Source organism: Shewanella electrica, assembly GCF_022321485.1.
In the GTDB taxonomy this organism is placed as follows: Bacteria; Pseudomonadota; Gammaproteobacteria; order Enterobacterales; family Shewanellaceae; genus Shewanella; species Shewanella electrica.
In genome coordinates this window covers 1-22,524 of sequence record NZ_JAKOGG010000007.1, presented here as the reverse complement: position 1 = coordinate 22,524, position 22,524 = coordinate 1, and the positions used below count along the sequence as shown (strand labels likewise).

21 protein-coding genes and 1 tRNA gene are annotated in these 22,524 nt (G+C 49.2%); all 22 read right to left on the bottom strand.

Translation table 11 applies throughout. The annotated features are described in order from the left end of the window. Positions 1-82: 82 nt before the first annotated feature. On the bottom strand, positions 83-1,300 hold the full coding sequence (locus tag L9G74_RS11660) for an aspartate aminotransferase family protein (protein ID WP_238896582.1): 1,218 nt from the start codon (positions 1,298-1,300) through the stop codon (positions 83-85). Between the two features lie 395 nt (positions 1,301-1,695). Beyond that, positions 1,696-2,832: an HDOD domain-containing protein gene (locus tag L9G74_RS11655; protein ID WP_238896581.1), complete on the bottom strand. Its 1,137-nt coding sequence runs from the start codon at positions 2,830-2,832 to the stop codon at positions 1,696-1,698. Positions 2,833-3,043: 211 nt separating this feature from the next. Then, positions 3,044-5,539, bottom strand: coding sequence for a S9 family peptidase (locus L9G74_RS11650; protein WP_238896579.1), 2,496 nt, complete (start codon positions 5,537-5,539; stop codon positions 3,044-3,046). 278 nt (positions 5,540-5,817) lie between these two features. Beyond that, entirely contained in the window at positions 5,818-6,387 is a 570-nt protein-coding gene (locus tag L9G74_RS11645; protein WP_238896684.1) for an anthranilate synthase component II, read from the bottom strand. 71 nt (positions 6,388-6,458) lie between these two features. Then, complete coding sequence (locus L9G74_RS11640) at positions 6,459-7,130, bottom strand: glutathione S-transferase N-terminal domain-containing protein (RefSeq protein ID WP_238896577.1); 672 nt, start codon at positions 7,128-7,130, stop codon at positions 6,459-6,461. Beyond that, a complete protein-coding gene (locus tag L9G74_RS11635; protein ID WP_238896576.1) occupies positions 7,130-7,537 on the bottom strand; it encodes a hypothetical protein in 408 nt (135 codons plus the stop codon). The genes L9G74_RS11640 and L9G74_RS11635 overlap by 1 nt, the downstream gene beginning before the upstream one ends. Before the next feature lie 180 nt (positions 7,538-7,717). Next, positions 7,718-8,173: a ClpXP protease specificity-enhancing factor gene (locus L9G74_RS11630; protein ID WP_238896575.1), complete on the bottom strand. Its 456-nt coding sequence runs from the start codon at positions 8,171-8,173 to the stop codon at positions 7,718-7,720. After that, the gene (gene sspA / locus L9G74_RS11625; RefSeq protein ID WP_238896573.1) at positions 8,173-8,802 is read right to left on the bottom strand and encodes a stringent starvation protein SspA; all 630 of its coding nucleotides are present in this window, start codon (positions 8,800-8,802) and stop codon (positions 8,173-8,175) included. The genes L9G74_RS11630 and sspA overlap by 1 nt, the downstream gene beginning before the upstream one ends. Positions 8,803-8,900: 98 nt before the next feature. After that, entirely contained in the window at positions 8,901-9,614 is a 714-nt protein-coding gene (locus L9G74_RS11620; protein ID WP_238896571.1) for a cytochrome c1, read from the bottom strand. After that, positions 9,611-10,825: a cytochrome b gene (locus L9G74_RS11615; protein WP_238896569.1), complete on the bottom strand. Its 1,215-nt coding sequence runs from the start codon at positions 10,823-10,825 to the stop codon at positions 9,611-9,613. Before L9G74_RS11615 ends, L9G74_RS11620 begins: the two co-directional genes overlap by 4 nt. After that, on the bottom strand, positions 10,825-11,412 hold the full coding sequence (gene petA, locus L9G74_RS11610; RefSeq protein ID WP_238896567.1) for a ubiquinol-cytochrome c reductase iron-sulfur subunit: 588 nt from the start codon (positions 11,410-11,412) through the stop codon (positions 10,825-10,827). Before petA ends, L9G74_RS11615 begins: the two co-directional genes overlap by 1 nt. Before the next feature lie 184 nt (positions 11,413-11,596). Next, positions 11,597-12,511, bottom strand: coding sequence for a protease modulator HflC (hflC, locus tag L9G74_RS11605; RefSeq protein WP_238896565.1), 915 nt, complete (start codon positions 12,509-12,511; stop codon positions 11,597-11,599). Positions 12,512-12,514: 3 nt separating this feature from the next. Further along, positions 12,515-13,675 carry an FtsH protease activity modulator HflK gene (gene hflK / locus L9G74_RS11600; protein WP_238896564.1) on the bottom strand — a complete coding sequence of 387 codons (1,161 nt, stop codon included), beginning with the start codon at positions 13,673-13,675 and terminating at the stop codon, positions 12,515-12,517. Between the two features lie 32 nt (positions 13,676-13,707). Next, positions 13,708-15,027, bottom strand: a complete 1,320-nt coding sequence (hflX, locus tag L9G74_RS11595; RefSeq protein WP_238896562.1) for a ribosome rescue GTPase HflX — start codon at positions 15,025-15,027, stop codon at positions 13,708-13,710. Positions 15,028-15,048: 21 nt separating this feature from the next. Next, a complete protein-coding gene (hfq, locus tag L9G74_RS11590; RefSeq protein WP_238896560.1) occupies positions 15,049-15,327 on the bottom strand; it encodes an RNA chaperone Hfq in 279 nt (92 codons plus the stop codon). Positions 15,328-15,410: 83 nt separating this feature from the next. Then, a complete protein-coding gene (gene miaA, locus L9G74_RS11585; protein ID WP_238896683.1) occupies positions 15,411-16,355 on the bottom strand; it encodes a tRNA (adenosine(37)-N6)-dimethylallyltransferase MiaA in 945 nt (314 codons plus the stop codon). Further along, positions 16,334-18,151 carry a DNA mismatch repair endonuclease MutL gene (gene mutL / locus L9G74_RS11580; protein ID WP_238896559.1) on the bottom strand — a complete coding sequence of 606 codons (1,818 nt, stop codon included), beginning with the start codon at positions 18,149-18,151 and terminating at the stop codon, positions 16,334-16,336. The genes miaA and mutL overlap by 22 nt, the downstream gene beginning before the upstream one ends. A 7-nt stretch (positions 18,152-18,158) precedes the next feature. After that, a complete protein-coding gene (locus L9G74_RS11575; RefSeq protein ID WP_238896557.1) occupies positions 18,159-19,496 on the bottom strand; it encodes an N-acetylmuramoyl-L-alanine amidase in 1,338 nt (445 codons plus the stop codon). After that, a complete protein-coding gene (gene tsaE, locus L9G74_RS11570; protein WP_238896555.1) occupies positions 19,483-19,962 on the bottom strand; it encodes a tRNA (adenosine(37)-N6)-threonylcarbamoyltransferase complex ATPase subunit type 1 TsaE in 480 nt (159 codons plus the stop codon). The genes L9G74_RS11575 and tsaE overlap by 14 nt, the downstream gene beginning before the upstream one ends. A gap of 33 nt (positions 19,963-19,995) precedes the next feature. Next, positions 19,996-21,474 (bottom strand): NAD(P)H-hydrate dehydratase, encoded by a 1,479-nt coding sequence (locus L9G74_RS11565; protein ID WP_238896553.1) that lies wholly within the window; start codon positions 21,472-21,474, stop codon positions 19,996-19,998. 283 nt (positions 21,475-21,757) lie between these two features. Next, positions 21,758-22,213, bottom strand: a complete 456-nt coding sequence (locus tag L9G74_RS11560) for a hypothetical protein (RefSeq protein WP_238896552.1) — start codon at positions 22,211-22,213, stop codon at positions 21,758-21,760. A gap of 235 nt (positions 22,214-22,448) precedes the next feature. Then, a tRNA-Gly gene (locus L9G74_RS11555) sits at positions 22,449-22,524 on the bottom strand.

Here is a 22,524-nt window from a genome sequence, read left to right as displayed (position 1 = left end):
CCCCAGCCACAACATGGGGGCGACAACGCCCCCGACGGGATCGAAATATACGTAATTCGAACGAGCAAACGTTGAAATACGTTTAACCTGCTACCACTTGTGCAACTGCCGCTTCGAAGCGTTTCAAGCCTTCAGCGATATCCGCTTCAGGAATAATTAGCGATGGCGCAAAACGCACCACATTAGCACCAGCCACCAAGGTCATCAAACCGTTGTCGATTGCCGCTAACAGGAAGTCGCGGCTGCGGCCTTGGTATTTTTCATTGAGTACGCCACCGAGCAGCAAACCTTTGCCGCGCACTTGGGAGAACACATGGTATTTGTCGTTAATGGCATTCAAACCGTCGCGGAACAGTTGTTCACGTTGTTTCACGCCATTGAGCACCTCAGGGGTGTTAACAATATCGAGTACCGCGTTACCGATTGCACATGCCAGCGGGTTACCGCCGTAAGTTGAACCATGTGTGCCCACTTTAAAGTGCGCTGCAATTTCGGTAGTGGTTAACATTGCGGCCAGCGGGAAGCCGCCACCAATCGCTTTGGCTGAGGTCAAAATATCTGGAGTAACATCGGTGCCCATGTAGGCATACAGGTCGCCAGTACGGCCCACACCCGTTTGTACTTCATCGAAAATAACCAAAGCGTTGTACTTGTCAGCCAACTCACGCACTTTGCTCAAAAACTCTGGCTCTGGGCTGATAATGCCGCCCTCGCCTTGCAATGGCTCAATCATGATGGCGCAAGTAGCATCAGAAATGGTGGCTTCCAATGCCGCGATATCGTTGAAAGGAATATGGGTAATGCCCTGCGGTTTTGGTCCAAAACCATCAGAGTAAGTCGCTTGACCACCAACACTGACAGTGAAGAAAGTACGGCCGTGGAACGCTTTATCAAAGGCGACAATCTGCTCTTTACCCGCACCATATTTATCAAACGCATAACGGCGAGCCAGTTTCAGTGCCGCTTCGTTGGCTTCTGCGCCAGAGTTAGCAAAGAACACTTTTTCGGCAAAAGTCGCGTTAACCAATTTAGTCGCTAATGCCAGCGCCGGTTCGTTAGTCATTACGTTCGACAGGTGCCACAGTTTTTCGCCCTGTTCTTTCAGTGCTGCGACTAAAGCTGGATGACAGTGGCCCAAGGCGGTTACTGCAATGCCGCCAGCAAAGTCGATATATTCCGCACCTTGTTGATCCCACACTCGGCTACCTTGGCCTTTAACAGGGATAACCGGTGATGGTGCATAATTAGGCACCATGACTTCATCAAATTGAGCCCGATCTAAATTCATTTCTACAGTCATTATTGCTAATCCTTTCTTCGCAGAAGGTGGCTTTATATGCGCTTCTGTTGCAGTGTATGTAAAGTGGTTGCACAAAAGAATCTGCATGAGCGCGTTTTGTTTGTGTGACATTATTAGCAATATTGTGATCAAAACGCCAGATTGAAACAGTTGTCACCAATCCATAACTTGCTGAGATTGAATAACAAACTCAATTAGTGCGTTAAAAAATCAGTTTGAATCACTTTAGAGGCATAAATAGTCATAAAAAAATCGCAACCAGCCGCAGATGGTTAAATATTCACAATAAGAGAATAATTAACCAGATTTTAGCAGTGTATGCTGACGCTGAGAAGATGTGTGAGGCGCAAGAATCCACAGGATTTTGGCGTCATGATGGCAAGCATGCTGTACAGCTAAACCGGTTCTGTTTTTCGGAAATTCTGACCGCTAAGGCGGATCTGTTCCTGCTCACTCAATTCGTAATATGTGAACAGCAATTTTTTGTCACTAAAACTCAATTGCTGCAGTTCTTCCAGCAACAAACATTTGGCATAACAGGCCGATTTATCTAATATTTTTGCAGTATCGGACAGAGATGAAAATGCCACCGAGCTAGCCCGCTCACGTAACAATTTGATCGGTGCCGCATCGGCAAAACCTAAGGCACTCGGCACTTGCCAACAGAGGTTAGCGCTGTGTGTGGCGATAATGGGCCATAACTGTTCCAACGGGAATTGACACACCGACACCGCATCATGCAACTCACCATCGCGTTGCGCCATCGCTTCTCGTCGCCAAGTATGGCGCAAGCGTTCATAGATATTGGCCGCCACGCCAAGCAACAACGACATGCCCAATTGCTGCATCAACGCCACGCTGTACAGCAAAATACCATCTTGCTGATGTAGCTGCGCCAAAGCGCGCGCTGCCACAGCTTGTAATTGCAGGTAACGCCATACCTTACGATTCACCCACACTAAGCTGGGGTTGGCCGACAACCAGTGACGGCACAAGTAATAAGGAATGTATAGCCTGAGTTGATCCATGCCGATGTAATTGAGCACCAGCTTGAGATCGTTGACTTGAATATCACTCCCCTGAGGCCGTTTGGCGACAAAAGCTGGGCTGTTGACGATAGTGATCAGATCGCGCCCCAGCCATGGAATATCGGCAACGACCGGACGCAGCCGATTCAGATCAAGCTGTGATGAGCTGATCAACTCCAACAACAACAGCTGTTTATTGGAAATGGCGCTGTCTTTTAAAAACAGCTGCGGCATAGCGATATGATTATCTAATTCACCGAGCAAGGTCTTGACCAGTTGGTTACGGATATTATCGATTAACGCTTGCGCTTGTTGCTTTTTCTCTAAGCGTTGCATGGCGGCTTCGCGCTCCACTTCGAGCTTGAACACTAGCTCTTCTAGCTCGGCGGCAAGCGGCATGCTCCCCTGCTCACGCTGCTGACCAGCAATCAGTTGGCGATAAAAACGCTGTTCAATGTCGATAATCGAGGCGGGTTTCACCCCTCCTGCCACAGAAGCAACCAATGTTAATTCCTGCACAGATAAGAAATAATCAAAATCAATTTATATTCTAACTGCTTAGCCGCAACTCAGCGCAGATTTTTCATCATTTTGTTGCTTATGCAGCAGCCGTTATGTCGTTTTGCTGCTGGGATGTGACGCTTTTATCAGAACCCCATGAGTTTTAGCCAGCAAAAAGGCGCCACTTGGGCGCCTTCAAATTCACAGTAACGGCTTACTGCTGCGGTTTTACTTCAGTCTCAAACAGACGGAAGATACGACGATACTCATCTAACCAGCTGGAAGGCTGACGGAAACCGTGGGATTCCACCGGGTAGTACGCCATATCAAAGTTAGGGTTTTCTAACTCAATCAGGTGTTGTACCAAACGCACACTGTCTTGGAAGAAGACGTTGTTATCCACCACACCGCCCATGATCAGCAGATGGTTTTTCAAACCAGCGGCGTGTTCAATTGGCGAGCTGCGGTTGTACGCAATCGCATCATCATCCGGCAGGTTGAGGATGTTGGAGGTATAACCAGTGTTGTAGTGCGCCCAATCCGCTACTGGACGCAGCGCGGCACCGGCTTTAAACAGATCAGGCGCGCGGAACATGGACATAAAGGTCAAGAAGCCACCGTAAGAACCGCCATAGGTACCCACGCGTTTTGCGTCGATATTGGTGTTCTGTACCATCCAGTTAACACCATCTAGCAGATCTTCCACTTCTGGATGCCCCATGTTGCGGTAAATCGCAGTACGCCAGTCACGGCCGTAACCTTTAGAGCCACGGTAGTCCATGTCCAGTACCACATAACCTTGCTGCGCCAGCAGGTTATTGAACATAAACTCACGGAAGTAACCTGAAAAGCCGTAGTGCACTTCTTGTAGGTAACCGGCACCGTGGTTGAAAATCACCGCTGGGTATTTATCTGCGCGACTCTTATCAAAACCTTCTGGCAGATACAGGCGCGCATACACTTTGCCAGCGCCGTGTGATGATGGCACTTCAACAATTTCAGGGGCTTGCCATGCGTAATCGGCAAAGGCTTTGCTGGTGTAGTTGGTCAGCTGTTTCAGCTCGCCGCCAATCGGTTGCAGATACAGCTCATCCGGCTTAGTCAGTTGTGAGGCAGTCAGCAGCAGGGCATCACCAGTTGGATTCAACACGTAGTCCAGCGTGCCAGTCCACTGCGTCAGTTGCTCATTTTTACCCGTCGCCAATTCCACGCGGTAAACGTTGTATTTACCTGGATGATCTTTGTTAGCTTTGTAGTAGATGTACTTCGCATCTGGGCTGAGGGTGATGTCACTCACCACGTAGTTACCTTGAGTCAGCGCTTTGGCTTTGCCACCTAAGGTTTGTAGATACAGTTGTGAATAACCGGTTTGCTCTGACAGGAAGTACAGTTGATTGCTGTTAGGTAACCACCCGAACTGGTTGTAGTCGTAGTTGATCCACGCATCGTCATGCAAACGATGTTCAGTGTGGAATTTACCGTTTTGCAGATCGACGGTGGCAATCCAGCGATCTTTGTTATCGGTGGCTTCCAGCATTACCGCTAATACCGGTTTATCGGCTTGCCATTGGATGGCACTTTGGGTCCAGCCCCAATCTTCAATCAAGCGGATGTTACGCGGCTTTTTCTCGCTGTTATAGCGCTTGCCTTCGGCTTTGGCATTTTCCGCTTTAACGCTCGCTAGTACGTCTTCATCGTAGCCAGTTAAGCCTTCGATGGTGACATTTTTCTGTGCATGTTTAGCAAGGTCAATCACAACGAAACGCTGCGCTGGCACGTCATCTTCAGCTACGCGAGCGCGCACTGGCACCGGGTCGATATGACCTTCGGCGGTCACATAGTTCGGCATGATGTCGGTTTTGCTGCGGCCGGTGTAATTCTTGTCTTGTAGTACCAAGAACAGGTATTGACCATCAGGTGAGACACTCACTTCTTGCAGCGCATCTTGCTCGCCTAAGTAGAACGGTTCCGCTGCTAAGGTGGGATCAGCCGCTTGCAGCGCTTGCTGATAATCTTCGCGCGCTTTGGCGTTGTCATGCTGCTGCGCTACATATTTGATCAAGCGAGCCTGCTGTTTCGCGAGGAAGCTTGTTGGCGCTTGTACACCTTCTGGCGCCTTTTCAAAACGCAGGTCAGCCAACACATCGACCATGCCGCTCGCTTGGTGGATCTGGTACACCTTATTTGCTTGCCAGTAAGCCAGATCGCCATTATTGAGGAAACGCACGCCGCCGATAGCATCACTTTGGCGTGTCAGTTGTTGAATGTCGCCAGTGCGCAGGTCTTTAACAAACAGGTTGTTTTGATAGATATATGCTTTGCGCTGTTTATCGGCACTAAGTACGCCTTGTTGCTGTGAGGCAGAATGCAACTGCGCCAAGCTCAGTTGCTGCGCTTCGCCGCCAGTCACACCAAGGCGGTAGTAATCAACGATGGGGGAAGCACTCTTTTTACGCGCAAACAACACTGACTGTCCATCATCACTCCAGTAAGCACCAAACGGTGCCAGCCCCATCCAATCAGGATCGGCCATGATTTGGTTTAATGTCAGTGGTTGATTAACGGTCGGCGGTGCGACTAACTGCGGTGCGCTGACCACAGCGGCATTGCTGGCACTTGCTGATGTCTGTTCGGCACTCGTGGCAGCACAACCAGATAATACGGCCACAGCAATGGCACTTAGCCCAAGTTGGCGAAGGTAATGGTTCATTCCTTATCCTTTAATTGTTCTAGACGCCGTTGACCTTTAGTGTTTGATTTTTTGTTCAAGTTAAACACGTGATGAACGAGCCGCACTCAGTGACGCTTAGTCAGCTAAGCAAACTGGCCGCAACAAAGATCAACAGCTCCTAAGAATGGAGAGTTTGCGACAACAGCAGTTTATACCACAGCCAACGCCGTTTGCGGCGATACAGCGTGGTAGAAACTTGTAAGAGCGTGTTAGGCGTGATTAGCCCATACGAGGCAACAGGAGATATCGACCAGCAGCTACAACGTAAGGAAGTTGTTTAATAGCTGGTGACCGGCTTGGGTCAAAATGGATTCTGGATGGAACTGCACGCCGTAAAGCTGCAACTCGGTATGGCTCAGTGCCATGATCTCATGGCCGTGAACTGGATCATCAAACCACGCATCTTCGACAAAACCTTGCGGCAGTTGCTCCACTAATAATGAATGGTAACGAGTAACGGTGAGCGGATCGGGTAAGTCTTTAAATAATCGCTGACCGTTATGGCGAATGGCTGACGTTTTACCGTGCATCACGCGCTCAGCGCGAACCACGTTGGCACCAAATACTTGCGCAATCGCTTGATGCCCAAGGCACACGCCCAAAATGGGTAACTTGCCAGCACATTGTTCAATCGCTGCCAGCGAGATGCCTGCTTCATTAGGGGTACAGGGGCCGGGAGAAATCACCAGATGGGTGGGCTGCAACGCGGCAATGTCTTGCAACGACAGCTGATCATTACGTCGCACCACAGGTTGCTGCCCCAACTGCTGAAAATACTGCACTAGGTTGTAGGTAAACGAATCGTAGTTATCAATCAGCAGCAACATAGTGAGGCAATATCGGTTAGCAGAAAACGGCACGCATTGTATGCCATTCGGTGGGGCGAGCCAATCCAAGCTTAGTGCATCGGCAGCAACAACGGATATTCCGTGCCGGTTTCCAGCCAAATCGGCCGCTTTTGCATGGCATAAATAAACCAAGGTTGTGCCAGACCGTGTGCTAACCACTGCTGCACTCTTGGCAACGGTGCCGCCGCAAACGCGGCATCGTCAACCAGAGCAAACTGCCGCACAAACGGCAGCAACAGCAAATCGACTAGAGTCAAACGTTGCAGCAAAAAGTCATCTGCGTGACTAGCGAGCTGTTGCTCCAACGGCTGCAAACTGGCAAGCGCGGCAGTGAAATACTCGGTTTGTGACTGCTCAGGGAAACGGTCAAAGTATTTGTAACGGTCAAGCCAGTGTTTGAACTCGCCATCATTGCGCGCAAGTTGCGCCATGGTCCACTGCTGCTCAGTCGTGGATAACTTGAAGAGTTGCTGTGGGTCACGCTGCGTCAGCGCCCACAGCGCGATATCGGCACTTTCATCAATCACCACACCATTGGGCAACTGCAGCACCGGCACCGTACCTTTCGGCGAGATAGCTAACATCGGCTCAGGTTTATGTTTGAGCACGATGTCACGCACATTCACCACTATGCCACTGGCAATAATCGCTAAGCGCGCGCGAATAGCGTAAGGACAACGGCGAAAGTTATATAACAGTGGTAGTTGCGGCTCGTCTGACATCAGCCTTCCATCGATTTTAGTGAGCGCAAAAACAAACCAATGCCGCCGACAAACAGCACCAGAATAACAATCAGATCAAAACTGCTCATATTGCGCAGGTGGAAATGGATAGATGAGATCACACCGATGATCATTGCGACCAATGAACCGCCTGCCAACAGCCAACCAAGCACGTTGCGGGCGTTGTAAAACACCATACCGACGCCAAAAATAAACGGGATCATGATCATGCCACCAGTGATACCCCACTGACTGCCCATCATGCCGACACCATATAAACGGGTACCGAAGCCAAAACTGGAGGTCACACTGATAGCATTCAGCAGCAGATAACCGCCACCACAGATCATCGCTAACCCAAGAAAAAACTGACCAATACCACCACTTGTGCCGCCTGCACCGTTCATATATCTATCCTTTGATTAAAAAATACAGCTGCATTCTACCCAACAGTACTGGGCGGAACAATCACGCTTAAAAATAGCGCTACTTTTTGATTATTCAAACAGTTAACCGGCCATTTCCGCTATAAAATTTAGCCATAAAAAAACCAGTCCGAAGACTGGTTTCTTGAAGTACCGTAGTGATTACTTCACGACGGTTAAATGCGCGCGGCGTTTCGCTTTGTCATCAGTCGTTGCTGCTGGTGTTGCTTCAGCGGTGGCTGACGGCTCAGACTCAACGACGTTCAACATGGTTTCTTCGCCATCTTCGAGCAGATAGGCATCTTCCATATCAAACACGGTACCTGCGCCGTTCTCACGTGCGTAGATTGCCACTACAGACTGCATTGGCAGGATCAGTTGTTGTGGCACACCGCCAAAGCGAGCGCTGAATTCCACAAACTCATTGCCTAACTGTAAATTGCCCACCGCCGAAGGAGCGATGTTCAATACAATCTGCCCGTCTTTCACGTACTGCACTGGCACTTGTGTTCCTGGTACGGTTGCATCTACCACCAAATGCGGGGTGAGATTGTTATCCAGTAACCATTGGAAGTAAGCCTGCAGCAAATACGGGCGACTTGGCGTCATTCCTTTCATTACAGCCCCATGCGCATTTCGCGTTCGGCTTCAGTCAACGAGGCTTTGAAAGATTCACGTTCAAACACTCGTGTCATGTAAGCTTTGATCTCTTTCGACGCTTTGCCTTCAAGCTCAATGCCCAAGGCTGGCAAACGCCACAACAGCGGACCAAAATAGCAATCTGCCAAACCAAACTCTTCGCTCATAAAATACGGCATTTCAGCGAATACTGGCGCGATAGCCAGAATGCTTTCCAGCAGTTCTTTACGTGCTTGATCAGCACGGTCACCAGTGCGGATACGCTCAACTAAGCTGTACCAGTCTTTCTCAATGCGGTGCATCATCAGGCGGGTTTGACCGCGAGATACAGGATACACTGGCATCAACGGTGGATGAGGGAAACGCTCATCCAGATATTCCATGATAATGCGGCTTTCATACAGCACTAATTCACGGTCAACCAGCGTTGGCACTGAGTTATAAGGATTCAGTTCGAGTAGATCTTCAGGCAAGTCATTAGGGTCTACCTGCAGCACATCCACTGTTACCCCTTTTTCAGCCAGTACAATACGAACCTGATGGCTGTACAAATCATCAGCCCCGGAAAACAGGGTCATAATAGAGCGTTTATTGGCAGCCAGAGCCATTGATCCCCTCCAGATTTCATAAAATAAACGCAAACTGCTAGGTGAAATACCTCAGTTCGCGTTCTTTGGATGCCGCATTTTAGCACTTTTTGTGGGCTTTAGTGTACATCCTTCCAATATTCTTTCTTTAACCACCACGCCAGCAGGAAAAATAGGGCTAAATAACCCATCACCCACCAGCCAATCGCTTCGCGCTTCGCCTGTACTGGATCTGCGGCATAACTTAGATAGGCGGTAATGTCTTTGACCATCGCGGCATACTCAGCCTCAGTCATACTGCCGTGTTGCGGTGGGTTTAAACTGGCGACAACGGTCTTGCCGTTCTTTTCAACATAGTTGGCCGTCGCAAGGCCCTGTTCGTGCTGCAATACATGTGGCATGGCGGTGTATGGCAATAGCAGATTGTTAACACCGAAACGACGTTTGTCGTCTTGATAAAACGACATCAAAAAGGTGTACACCCAATCATCGCCACGTACGCGGCTGACTAAGGTTAAATCGGGCGGCGCCATACCAAACCAACGGGCAGCTTCTTCTTCACTCATGGCACTTTCAATCAGATCATTGACCTTGGCCCCCGTGAACATGTATTGCTCAAGTTCAGCTTCAGACAATGCCAAATCATCAGCAACACGCTGATAACGTTGAAAATGGGTGCTATGACACGAGGCGCAGTGCATTTGAAAGGCTTTAAAACCACGTTGCTGTGCCGCGATATCATCAGGGGCAATATCGGCCTGTTGCAATTCAACATCGGCTGCGATGCCGCATAACGGAATGCAGCAGAGTAGCAAGGTGAGTAATCGTCTCATTTAAATGTCACCCTCTCTGGCACTGGCTTCGTTGGCTCACGTTTGCTGTAACACCACAAGGCGATAAAGAAACCAAAATAGCCCACGGTAAACACCCGCGCGCACCACTTCAGTATCGTGGTTTCCGGCAGCAGGCCTAACACGCCTAAGGCGACAAACGAGATAGCAAATTGCGCCAGATTAATCCGGTGACCTAGGCTGCGGTAACGCACTGACTTCACTTTGCAGCGATCTAACCAAGGCAACACAAACAGCAAGGCAATTGACATTCCCATCACCACAATGCCACCCAGTTTATCTGGCACCGCACGCAACATGGCGTAGAACGGCGTGAAGTACCATACAGGTGAAATATGTTCCGGCGTTTTCATTGGATTAGCGGCTTCAAAATTCGGGCTTTCCAATAACAAGCCACCGCCTTCCGGCATGAAAAAGACAAAGAAGCAGAACACCATCAAAAAACCTGCAATGCCGACAAGATCTTTCACCGTGTAGTAAGGGTGAAACGGAATACCATCAAGCGGCCAGCCATCTTCATCTTTATGTTTTTTAATTTCGACACCATCAGGATTATTAGAGCCCACTTCGTGCAGCGCGATAAGATGCAGAAAGATCAGCACCACCATAATCAACGGCAACGCAATCACATGTAGTGCGAAGAAGCGATTCAGTGTGGCACCAGAAACCACATAGTCACCACGGATCCAAAGCGTAAGATCATCGCCGATCACCGGGATGGCACCAAACAAGGAGATAATCACCTGCGCGCCCCAATAGGACATCTGTCCCCACGGCAACAGGTAGCCCATAAAGGCTTCCGCCATTACCACGACGAAGATCAGCATGCCGAATATCCACAGCAATTCACGCGGCTTTTGGTACGAACCGTACAGTAAACCACGGAACATATGCAGATAGATCACCACAAAAAACGCCGAGGCACCGGTGGAGTGCATATAGCGCAGCAGCCAGCCGTACTCGACATCACGCATCAGATACTCGATTGAAGCGAAAGCCCCATCCGTGGTGGGCACATAACTCATGGTCAACCACACGCCGGTGAGTAACTGGTTAAACAGCACCAGAATGGCTAACGAACCAAACAGATACCAGATGTTGAAGTTCTTCGGTGCGGGATATTGGCCGATATGACGTTTGTAGGTCGCCGTCATCGGAATGCGATCATCGAGCCAGCGGACTAAACCTTTCATTAGCTTGACTCCCGCTCAGTACCAATCACCAGCCGACCGTCATCGAGGTAATGGTGTGGTGGGACCACCAAGTTGAGTGGCGCAGGAACGCCCTGAAACACGCGGCCCGCCATATCGAAACCCGAGCCATGGCAAGGGCAAAAAAAGCCTGAGGTGACACCGTCGACATGGTCGGAGAAATTATCGGGTTGATACGTTGGAGAGCAGCCCAAATGGGTGCAGATTCCCACGGCAACAAAAATCTCAGGCCGAATTGAGCGCCAAGGGTTTTTGGCATATTTAGGCTGTTGCGGTTCCTCTGACTGCGGATCCCGCAATTTATCGTCATGGGCACCAAGCACGGCTAAGGTGGCAGCAGAGCGCTTTACCACCCAAATTGGCTTACCACGCCACATCACCTTGATCAGTTGTCCTTCATCAAGCTTGCTGATGTTGACCTCAACGGGAACAGCCGCAGCCTGCGCTTTAACACTGGGATTCCAAGATTTGATAAAAGGCAAAGTTGCAGTGGCAATACCTGCACCTCCCACCGCAATGGTGGTGATCGCTAGAATGCGTCTACGCCCAAGATCTGCCGAACTGCTCATCCATTCATCTCCAATGCTGCACGGCTCAATCGGTGCAGTGGGTGACTTAGCTTATATTTGGCTCGGCATTATAAGAAAAATTACTTAATAATTCATGAGGAAAAGTGATAAAAATCACAGCATATTAGCGACAAAAACAAAAAGCCCAGCAACCTGTGCTGGGCTTTTGCTAGATAAGCTAACCTTACTTAGCGCCTTCTTTAAAGTATTTAAAGAATTCACTGTCAGGTGACAACACCATGACATCAGAGTGGCCGCTGAAGCTTGCTTTGTACGCATCTAAGCTACGCAGAAAGCTGTAGAACTCTGGGTCTTTATTAAATGCATCCGCATAAATCTTAGCGGCGGTGGCATCACCTTGACCTTTAATAGCTTCCGCTTGGCGACGTGCGTTAGCCAATGTCACCACCACGTTAGCATCGGTACGAGCGCGGATTTTCTCCGCTTCCTCTTTACCTTTGGCGCGATGTTCTTTCGCTACTGCTTGGCGTTCAGCACGCATACGTTGGAAGATACTGTTACTAACGTTGTTTGGCAGATTGATCTGCTTAACACGTACGTCAACCACTTGAATACCAAGGTCTTGCGCGCTCTTCGCAGCGTTTTGCAGTGCTAAACGTTGCAATTCATCGCGGCTCGAACCTTCGGTATTACGATCTTCGCTGATACCAGAAACGATCTCTTTAATGGTGCGTTTACCAAACTCTGTACGCAGGTCGCTGTTGATCTTACGTTGCAGCAAGGCTTCTGCATTAGATTTCAGACCACCATTGGTAGACAGGTAGAACTTTTCGTAATCTTGAATACGCCACTTCACATAAGAATCAACCATCAGGTCTTTTTTCTCAGAAGTCACGAAACGATCCGCCGCACCGTCCAAGGTTTGAATGCGCGCATCCAAATAACGAATTTTATCGATCATTGGAATTTTTACGTGCAAACCTGGACCATAAACGCGGGTTACAGGCTTACCATCGACATTATCTTTCAGTACTTCGCCAAAGCGAGACACAATGGCGCGTTCGCCTTCAGTCACTACCATCAATGATGACAGTCCGACGCCAATGACAATGGCGACAATAATCAAAAGTGTTCTCATCGATTATTCTCCTCTTGCCTGACGGACACGCGCTTCACGCGGAATACGACCATCATTCACTGAATAGCTGCTTGAGCTGTTACCAGATGAACTATCGAGCGATGTGCTGTTGTTATACTGAGTCACGGGGACTTGACCGTTACTGTCAGCATTTGACGCAGCACGTTTGTTCATCATTTTATCCAGCGGCAAGTACATCATGTTGTTGCTGTTTTTACTATCAACCAACACTTTATCAGTACCGCTAAACACCTCTTGCATTGCGTCTAAATAGAGACGTTTACGGGTCACTTCTGGCGCTTGTTTGTATTCCGGCAACAACTTGTCGAAACGCGCTACTGCACCTTCTGCATCCTGTACTACACGCTCTTTGTAAGCACGCGCATCTTGGCTGATACGTTGTACCTGACCACGCGCTTTCGGCTCAATTTCACGCTCATAAGCTTCCGCTTCACGAATAAAGCGTTGCTCGTCTTCCTGTGCCGAAATCGCATCATCAAAAGCTTCTTTCACTTCTTCCGGCGGGCGCGCTGGTAAGAAGTTAACGTCGACAATCGTCAAACCCAGTTTATAAGGTTCGATAATGCGTTCGATTTCCGCCCAAGTATTGTCACGAATGGTGGCACGGCCGGTAGTCAGAATATCATCCATACGAGAATGACCAACCACATAGCGCAGCGCACTATCGGTCGCTTCACTTAAGCTAGATTGTGGATCAACCGCGCTAAACAGATAGTTGTAGGCGTTATTGACTTTGAACTGCACATCCAACTCAACCTGCACCACGTTTTCGTCAGCAGTAAGCATGCTGCCAGACGCAGGAATTGAGCGTACGGTTGACACATCAACCGGCAGTACCGAATCGACGAACGTCGCTTTCCAGTGCAAACCTGGGCCAACTTCACCAATGTGCTGTCCGAAGCGCATCACTACGCCACGTTGTGCTTCTTTAATGGTGTAGAAGCCAGACAAGCCCCAAACAACTACGGCGATGACAACGACAATGGCGAGCGCACCAAAGCTAAAGCCGCTACCGCCACCTGAACCACCAAAGCGCTTCGACAGTTTGCGAAACACTTCATCGACATCTGGTGGTCCTTTATCATTCCCACCTTTATTTCCCCAAGGATCTTTACCCTTGTTACCGGGCTCATTCCAAGCCATTGAACACTCCATAACAGAATGAATACACAGGGTTATTGAATAATAGTATCCGTTTCATCATCGGCGACAGTTTCCACCACAAAACTGTCCAACTCACCATCACTTTGTTTGACCATGCGGTTCCAATCTGCTTCTGGTAATTTCACATTCAGCAAACAGTTGCCTTCATCGTCATAGGACTGCTGTTGTATCGCCTCTAAACGGAAAAACTGACTGACATATTTACCTGCCGCTGCAGGTAGTTTCAAATCAAGATCAACAATATGCTGACCAATGAGTTGCTCGACCGCCTCTAGCAGCGAATCTAACCCTAATTGCTGCTGTGCCGACACCCAAACCCGGTAAGGTTTGCCTTCACCGTCAACATCAATTTTTGGCTGAGCTTCTTCGAGCAAATCAATCTTGTTGCACACAATGAGTTGTGGAATATCGCCTGCATCAATCTCTTGCAACACGTGTTGCACTTGGGCGAAATTGTCATCCATATTGTCATCGGCACAATCGACCACATGTAACAACAGGTCGGCTTGCCGCGTCTCCTGCAATGTGGCTTTAAATGCTGCCACCAATTCGTGCGGCAGATGGCGAATAAAGCCCACCGTATCGGCCAAAAACACCGATTGGTGTGCTAAGTCGAGTTTACGTAAGGTTGGATCCAATGTCGCAAACAGCTGATCCGCCGCGTAAACAGTAGAAGAGGTTAAGGTATTAAATAGCGTAGATTTACCCGCATTGGTATAACCCACTAACGATACCGTTGCCATATCGCTACGCTTGCGCGCACGACGACTCTGTTCACGTTGTTTATCGACTTTTTCAAGGCGTCGGTTAATGTACTTGATGCGGCCACGCAACAGACGGCGGTCGGTCTCCAGCTGAGTTTCCCCAGGACCACGCAGACCAATACCGCCCTTCTGACGTTCAAGGTGAGTCCAACCACGAATCAAACGCGTCGACATGTGACGAAGCTGCGCTAGCTCCACCTGTAGCTTCCCTTCGTGCGTTCTCGCGCGCTGAGCGAAAATATCAAGAATCAACGTGGTGCGATCAAGTACCCGGCAATGGCACAAAGCTTCCAAGTTACGTTCTTGCGCTGGCGACAATGCGTGGTTAAAAATCACCACATTAGCTTCGGTGGCAGCCACGAATGCGGCCAACTCTTCAGCTTTACCTGTGCCAACAAAATATTTGCGATCAGGCGTTTTACGACTTCCTGTTATAACACCGACTGAACGTGCCCCTGCCGATTCAACCAACAGTTGCAATTCAAGGAGATCTTCTCTGCTGTCTTCATCGGAAAAATCCAGATGAACCAGAACGGCTGTCTCCCCCGCCTCATAGCGTTCAAACAAGAAGTGGACTCCTTAATACTTTTACTGTTCGCTGCTATCGTCTTGCTGGCCGTTATATCCAGCTTGACCGCCTTGATGACTTCCGCTGCCCATATTGAATGGACGCGAAGGTACTACTGTTGAGATAGCGTGCTTGTACACCATTTGACTAACGGTGTTTTTCAACAAAATAACAAATTGATCAAAAGACTCTACCTGTCCTTGTAATTTAATACCGTTCACTAGGTAGATAGAAACAGGAACGCGCTCACGGCGTAACGCATTCAAGAATGGGTCTTGTAATGATTGCCCCTTAGCCATTTTTATATCCTTTTTGCTTTATATTAATCCAACAGTGACACTTTCTTATTTAGTTTTAGTATTATACAGCAAGGGCCATTAAGCTAGCGGCTTTGGTGTATCACTGTAACTAAATTACTTTTTTCACCGCTTTCGAGCCAATGTAACTCTGGCCACCCCCGCAACCATGTTAATTGACGCTTAGCCAATTGCCTAGTAGCAGCAATGGCTTTTTCTGTCATATTTTCACGGTCAAATTCACCGTCGAGATACTGCCAACACTGTCGATATCCTACACAACGCATCGACGGTAGCTCTAAGTGTAAATCATCTCTGGCGCGTAAACGCTCAACTTCTTCAATAAAACCGAGTGAGAGCATCTGCTTGAATCGCAGCGCAATTCGCTCGTGTAGTACTTTTCGGTCACTTGGTGCAATGGCAAACTGCACAGTTTTATAGGGAAAGGCTGCTGCCTTTGTTTGCGTCAGTTCAGTCAATGATTGACCGCTGATGCGGTAAACTTCTAACGCCCGCGATAATCGCTGCGGATCGTTGGGATGAATTCTGGCAGCGGATACCGGGTCAATTTTAGCCAGTTGCTCATGCAGCGCTTGCCAACCCATCGCGTCAGCCTCGGCTTGGATGTCAGCACGGATGTCGTCATCAGCACTTGGCAACGGAGATAAACCTTCCAGTAACGCCTTGAAGTACATCATGGTGCCACCCACCAATAACGGCGTTTTGCCTTTACTGATGATAGCTTCAATCTCAGCTAAACAATCGGCCCGAAAATCGGCGGCTGAGTAGCTCTCTTTTGGATCTAAAATATCAATCAATCGATGGGGAGCACGTGCTAGCTCAGCGGCAGAAGGCTTAGCGGTACCAATATCCATCTCACGGTAAATCAGTGCCGAATCAACTGAGACAATTTCACAATTGTGCTGCTCAGCTAACGCAATGGCTAAATCGGTTTTACCTGATGCCGTTGGCCCCATTAGGGTGATTACGCTTGGCGTTTCTGCAACCGTCAATCTGATGTACTCATCCATTGTTGCCAAGGTAGCACCTTAACAAACTTCAATATTTGCTGCTGCAATGCTGCGTCAGCTTGAGAAAACTGCTGCCAAACTCTTGGGGCAGCAACATAACCTTTAGCGTATTGTTCGGCGATCCACGCAGCTAATTCACTGCTACTACGTTCTGCCTCAACCATCCAATCCAGTAACTCGGGGATGACTTGCGCTAACTGTGTTTCCCGAAGATATGGGGGCACTTTCTTAATTATCAACTGCCGTTGATGTGGGTTGAGCGATAAACCGAGTTTTTCCAACTGTTCTGCTTGTTTTTGCAACAGTGGTCGCCAGTGGCTCTGTAAGCTCACCGCTACTGGCATCAGTAACGGTTGCATCGGCAAGCCATCGGCCAACTTAGCTAATATCTCGGCCTGCGACAGTTGTTTAGCTACCTGCTTGACCGCCAACAAACTCAGTTGATAGCCATCCACCAACACCCAAAAATCGCCGTCAAGTAGCGGTGGCATATCACTCACCGCCGGGGCCACCATATCCGCTTTGGCTTCATGCAATGGCATCGGCGTGCTGATCAACGCACCGTAATTTCTCACTGCCGTGCGTGAAGGCGAACTAGCACCATATTGACGCCCAGCTGAACCGCTGTTGAACGAGCCCTGATTAGCGCGGCTTGGTCGATACTCACCGGTTTCATAGTCGATATCCGCCGCTTGATTTGCCGCTGGCACACCATGACTTTCAGGCGGGCGATGATAAGGAGGCTGGCTTAACTGCGACTTAATTGGTTGTGGCTCAACCACTTGTTGGTCCACTGACAATGACCAGCATTGTTCCAATGCGGAAGACAATCCCTGCAACACAAAATCATGCACCATACGTGCTTCGTGAAACCGCACTTCATGTTTGGCGGGATGCACGTTGACATCCACTTGGTGCGGGTCAAGCTGTAGCATCAATACATAACCGGGTTGTTCGACTTCGGTCTGTCCAGCAAATGCCTGTTTCACCGCATGAGTGACTAAACGATCACGCACATGGCGGCCGTTGACATAAAAATAGTGAGCATCGACCAAGTCTTGCTGCATCGGTGACTGCAAATAACCGGTAAGACGCAGGCCGTCATGCTCGCAACTCACGCTAACCGCTTGCTCAGCAAAGGCGCGGCCACACACTTGAGTCAACCGTTGCAATAGCTGTGATTCAGTATGCGCGGGGCGATAATTACGCACCTGCTTACCGTTATGTTTGAGCGTTAAGTGGATTTCAGGCCGCGCGATGGCGATGCGTTTGAGCCACTCATCGATATGGGTAAACTCTGTTTTATCGCTTTTAAGGAAACGCCGCCGTGCTGGCGTGTTAAAAAACAGGTCGGCCACTTCAATGGTGGTGCCTTGTGGATGCGCGGCAGGCATGACTTTAACGGCCATTTCTGAACCTTCGGCATAGGCCAGCCAAGCTTCGGTTTGCTCAGCCGTTTTGGAGGTCAACGTTAAACGTGATACGGAGCTGATACTTGCCAGTGCCTCACCACGGAACCCGAAACTTAAGATCGCTTCAAGGTCATCAATGCTGCCGAGTTTCGACGTGGCATGACGCGATAACGCCAATGCCAGTTCATCCTTGGCAATACCGCCGCCGTTGTCTTGGATGCGGATCAGCTTAGCGCCGCCCTTTTCGATATCAATGTCGACACGCGTTGCGCCGGCATCGAGGCTGTTCTCTACCAGCTCTTTGACCACAGAAGCGGGACGTTCCACCACCTCTCCCGCCGCAATCTGGTTAGCAAGTTGCGGCGGTAATATGCGAATTGCCATACCGACCTCAGGCTCTTGGTATGATGAGTTGCTGGCCAATGCGCACGACATCTGACTTGAGGTTATTGGCCTTTTTGATTGCATCAATTGACACGTTATAACGTGCTGAAATTATGGATAAGGACTCGCCACTCTTCACTTTATGTTTCACTGATGAGCGTTTCGCAAGTAATGTTCCTTCTGGCGGGTAACTGTGGAAATAGTGAGAAATGCCATTAAAAATGGCATTGGCAACTCGCTGCTGATGCGATGAGCTACGCAATAATTTCTCTTCTTGCGGATTAGAAATGTAACCAGTCTCTACCAACAAAGAGGGGATATCAGGCGCTTTTAACACCGCTAAACTCGCATACTCAGGACGACTCTTATGCAGTTCAGTCACCTTACCTAGTTGGCTCAGCACATTGCTGGCCACTTGGTAGCCCGCTGAACGTGAGTTGTCCATCGACATATCAATCAAGGTGCGCATCAGATACTGTTCACTATCTGTGTTTTGCACAATTTCACCTACACCACCAAGTAACTGTGAAACTTGATCACCTTTTTCTAACAAGCGCCCCATCTCAGAGTTAGCGCGGCGGTTGGATAGCACCCATACCGAGGCACCACGCGGTTGCGGTGAGGTAAATGCATCGGCGTGCACAGATACCAATAAATCGGCTTTGGCCTTTCGCGCTAATTCAGACCGATGGTTAAGATCGACAAAATAATCGCCTTTGCGAATCATGATAGCGGTGATGCCATCAACCGCATTCAGTTTATCCGCCAGCTTTGTTGCAATAGCTAAAGCAATCCCTTTTTCATAAGTTCCAGAGGGCCCGATGGAGCCTGGATCATCACCGCCATGTCCAGCATCAACGGCAATGATAACGTCGCGTTCAGTAGACTGATTACGATTGAGATCCTGCTTAACACTGCTTTGACCGCCAGAGCCTTGTTCAAAATCGAGTACCAGACGATCGCCATAAGGCCCCGTCGGCGGTAATGAAAATAGGTTAGCTTGCGCGGCCTGCTTTAAATCGACCACTAAACGCAGGGTGCCTTTTTTGGGCGGTTTACTGAAACGCACGCGTTTAACCAAGGCACTGTTGTTTTCGAGTTTATCTAACGAGACCTTGCTGCCTTGCACGGTTTGATCGAGGTCGATCACCAAACGCTCGGGATTAGTGAGTGTAAATGATTGATAATCGGGTTTACTGCCCAAATCGAAAACCACACGCGTAGAGTCTGGTGCGGCCCAGATACGGACACTATTTAGGGTATTGGCTGCCAAAGCCGAGGTGCTGATACATGACAGCAGCGCCAGCGCTATGGCAAACAACGAGATGTTATTAGTTTTCGGCATTGTTATTTATGTTATCTAATAGCACCTTGCCAGCAGGAGACGAGGCTTCTAGGGTTATTTCTCTGCCAGTATTAACATATTTAATGTGTATATGTATATCAGCAGGCGGTAAGCAACCGTGTCCTTGCTCTGGCCACTCCACCAAACATAAGCTGCGCTCAGAGAAATAGTCACGAATGCCCATAAATTCTAACTCTTCTGGGTCACTTAATCGATACAAATCAAAATGATACACGTCAAGATCTGGCAGTTCATACGGTTCCACCAGTGTATAAGTCGGACTCTTAACCGCGCCTTGATGTCCCAATGCTTGAATCAAACCACGGCTGAAGGTGGTTTTGCCAGCACCGAGTTCGCCGGTCAGATAAATCACTAACGGCGCTTCTATCGCTGCTGCTAATTGGCGGCCTAACGCTACGGTGGCTGTTTCATCTGCTAGCTGCAAAACACGTATTTCAGTCGACATTTATTACATCCATAGTGGCAGCTATGCTGCCGATTACACAGTATTGACCAAGCGGCGGATCCACGGGAACAGGTCGCTCGCCAGCATGCCCCGTTCACCATCAACGGCTGCCTTATCAGCAGCTTCGCCATGAATAATAACGCCGGCAACAGTGGCTTGAGTATGAGTTAGCCCCTGCGCCATTAGCGCGCCGATTATACCAGATAACACATCGCCGCACCCACCACTGGCTAAGCCTGGATTTCCCACTGGCGCGACATACAAGCTTTGACCGTCGTAAATCAGCGTACCAGCACCTTTGAGCAACACGACGCCACCGTATCGTTGCTGTAACTGGCGCACGGCGGCAAAGCGGTCGGCTTCAACCGTTTTGATATCACAGCCGAGCAAACGTGATGCTTCACCGGGATGTGGTGTCAGCACCCATTGGTTATCACGCCGCGGTTCCTCACTGAGCAGATTGAGCGCATCGGCATCAACCACTACCGGTTTTTCACTCAACGCCACCGCTTTGAATAGGTTGTAGCCCCAGTCCTGTTTACCTAGACCGGGACCAAGCACTAACACATTGGCCCAACCAAGACGGGAATACACTTCCATATCCACTAACTCGCAACCGCAAAACATCAACTCGGCGCGATGACTGTTGAGCAGCAACTGATGCTCTGGTCGACTCACCACGGCCACTAGCCCTGCACCGCTGCGTAAACAAGCTTCACTAGCAAGGCAGATGGCACCCGCCATACCGACATCGCCGCCAATGAGCGTCACGCGGCCATTACTGCCCTTATGGGCGTTACGCGCTCTGGCGGGCAACACCTTAGCAAGATAGTCGCGGCCAACACGCTGCACATCACTCGCGGGCAAAAATTCGCTGAGTCCCAACTCAGCAAATACTAGCTCGCCAGCGCAGTTACGCGCATCGCCTGTCAGCAGCCCTTGCTTCAGAGCCCCCATGCACAGGGTCATATCAGCAATCACCGCACCACCAGCCATCGCGCCCGTATCAGCATTGATACCGGAGGGTACATCGAGACTCAGCACCCAAGCGTTTGCGCCATTAATGCGGGCGATGACATCAGCGCAATTTGGTCGTAATTCGCCGGAAACCCCAGTTCCTAGCAAACCATCAACGATAACATCATAGTGGCTAACGTCAGGTAATTCATAAACCGCGGAATAATCATGTTGCCCTAACAATTGCCACGCCTGTTGCCACTCATCACTGGCTTTGCTAGCGGGCAAGATGAATAACGTGGCATTAATGCCACGCTGCCGCAGCCAAAAGTAACAAATCAAGGCATCAGCACCATTATTGCCTTGCCCTGCGACCACCAGCACGCGCGCTCCTGCAGCCAGATGTGGCATCAGCACATCGCAGGCCGCCAAACCTGCACTTTCGACCAACGCATATAACGGTTGTTGATGCTGTTGCGCCCAATCCAACTCAGCTTGGCGCACTTGGGTGGTGAGATATAACGCGCTGGGCAGATGTGACAAGTCTTGGGCCATGTTGGCTCCTTTGTTACTAGCCAATGCAGCGTAAGTCGCTGCATTGCATCACGAAAATCGACGAAGTTTATAAGCGTTGTTAAGCGGTTCTAGTCATTGGCTACAGCTAACAGCAGGTAATGCGCCTTGTAGTCATGCTGCGGCAACAGCTCCTTCGCAGCCTAGCAAGTTTATTGAGTACGATTTATGACGTATATCATTTAAGCAGTTAATCATATTACTGCTGAATAAAACAAAAAGCCCAGCTAGGCTGGGCAAATTGACAGATATATCAGCACGTTTACTAAATATCTTCCATGCGCATAGTGCTATGTACCAACCGTTGCTGATGGATTTTCTGCACTCGCACCAGATCTTCCAACGCGCTTTTCACTTCAGCAGATGAGGAGGAGTTAGCGGTTTTCTCTAATAACCCAATGAGCAAATTATCTAACTCAAGATGCAGTTCCAACACATCGTCTTCAGTCATTGATGGTGGCAACATGGTGTTCTGGCAGTGGGTTTTGAAATCCTCAAACACAAAATCTTTGTACCAACTTTCCAGCACACGTTTCGGCGCCGCCTCAATGTAATCTTCTAAATGACGCGCCACACCTTTTTGGTGTTGTTCAAAATAATCTAACAACATTTTGGTGCGGGTGGAGTCAGCTTGGTCGTTTAATCTATGGTACAACTGGGCCATGTCGAGATGACATTCGGCCACAAAATCGAGTAGTTCACGCAGTTGTTGGATACGCATTCGGCACCCTCCATATTGGCAGCGGTAATTGCTGTAGATGCAGTTATTCTGTGTCCATTATGTAAGTTACTGCCGCAGGAATACATGACGGCGGTCATATTTCGTTGGTCAAAATAACCACTATATTAGAGAAAGCGCAAGAAACTAGCGGCAGATCACGGAATTACAGCGTCTAGCGACTGAATTTACAGATAAAAATAACAGCTTATTGAGGGAAGAAAAAACGAGGAGAAATTGGAGCGACATATCGGGTTCGAACCGATGACCTATACCTTGGCAAGGTATCGCTCTACCAACTGAGCTAATGTCGC

Bases quoted from the DNA above. Each gene is read 5' to 3' on its own strand.
- L9G74_RS11660 (WP_238896582.1), bottom strand. From the start codon at position 1,300: ATGACTGTAGAAATGAATTTAGATCGGGCTCAATTTGATGAAGTCATG.
- L9G74_RS11650 (WP_238896579.1), bottom strand. From the start codon at position 5,539: ATGAACCATTACCTTCGCCAACTTGGGCTAAGTGCCATTGCTGTGGCC.
- L9G74_RS11645 (WP_238896684.1), bottom strand. From the start codon at position 6,387: ATGTTGCTGCTGATTGATAACTACGATTCGTTTACCTACAACCTAGTG.
- L9G74_RS11640 (WP_238896577.1), bottom strand. From the start codon at position 7,130: ATGTCAGACGAGCCGCAACTACCACTGTTATATAACTTTCGCCGTTGT.
- L9G74_RS11635 (WP_238896576.1), bottom strand. From the start codon at position 7,537: ATGAACGGTGCAGGCGGCACAAGTGGTGGTATTGGTCAGTTTTTTCTT.
- L9G74_RS11630 (WP_238896575.1), bottom strand. From the start codon at position 8,173: ATGAAAGGAATGACGCCAAGTCGCCCGTATTTGCTGCAGGCTTACTTC.
- sspA (WP_238896573.1), bottom strand. From the start codon at position 8,802: ATGGCTCTGGCTGCCAATAAACGCTCTATTATGACCCTGTTTTCCGGG.
- L9G74_RS11620 (WP_238896571.1), bottom strand. From the start codon at position 9,614: ATGAGACGATTACTCACCTTGCTACTCTGCTGCATTCCGTTATGCGGC.
- L9G74_RS11615 (WP_238896569.1), bottom strand. From the start codon at position 10,825: ATGAAAGGTTTAGTCCGCTGGCTCGATGATCGCATTCCGATGACGGCG.
- petA (WP_238896567.1), bottom strand. From the start codon at position 11,412: ATGAGCAGTTCGGCAGATCTTGGGCGTAGACGCATTCTAGCGATCACC.
- hflC (WP_238896565.1), bottom strand. From the start codon at position 12,511: ATGAGAACACTTTTGATTATTGTCGCCATTGTCATTGGCGTCGGACTG.
- hflK (WP_238896564.1), bottom strand. From the start codon at position 13,675: ATGGCTTGGAATGAGCCCGGTAACAAGGGTAAAGATCCTTGGGGAAAT.
- hfq (WP_238896560.1), bottom strand. From the start codon at position 15,327: ATGGCTAAGGGGCAATCATTACAAGACCCATTCTTGAATGCGTTACGC.
- miaA (WP_238896683.1), bottom strand. From the start codon at position 16,355: ATGGATGAGTACATCAGATTGACGGTTGCAGAAACGCCAAGCGTAATC.
- mutL (WP_238896559.1), bottom strand. From the start codon at position 18,151: ATGGCAATTCGCATATTACCGCCGCAACTTGCTAACCAGATTGCGGCG.
- L9G74_RS11575 (WP_238896557.1), bottom strand. From the start codon at position 19,496: ATGCCGAAAACTAATAACATCTCGTTGTTTGCCATAGCGCTGGCGCTG.
- tsaE (WP_238896555.1), bottom strand. From the start codon at position 19,962: ATGTCGACTGAAATACGTGTTTTGCAGCTAGCAGATGAAACAGCCACC.
- L9G74_RS11565 (WP_238896553.1), bottom strand. From the start codon at position 21,474: ATGGCCCAAGACTTGTCACATCTGCCCAGCGCGTTATATCTCACCACC.
- L9G74_RS11560 (WP_238896552.1), bottom strand. From the start codon at position 22,213: ATGCGTATCCAACAACTGCGTGAACTACTCGATTTTGTGGCCGAATGT.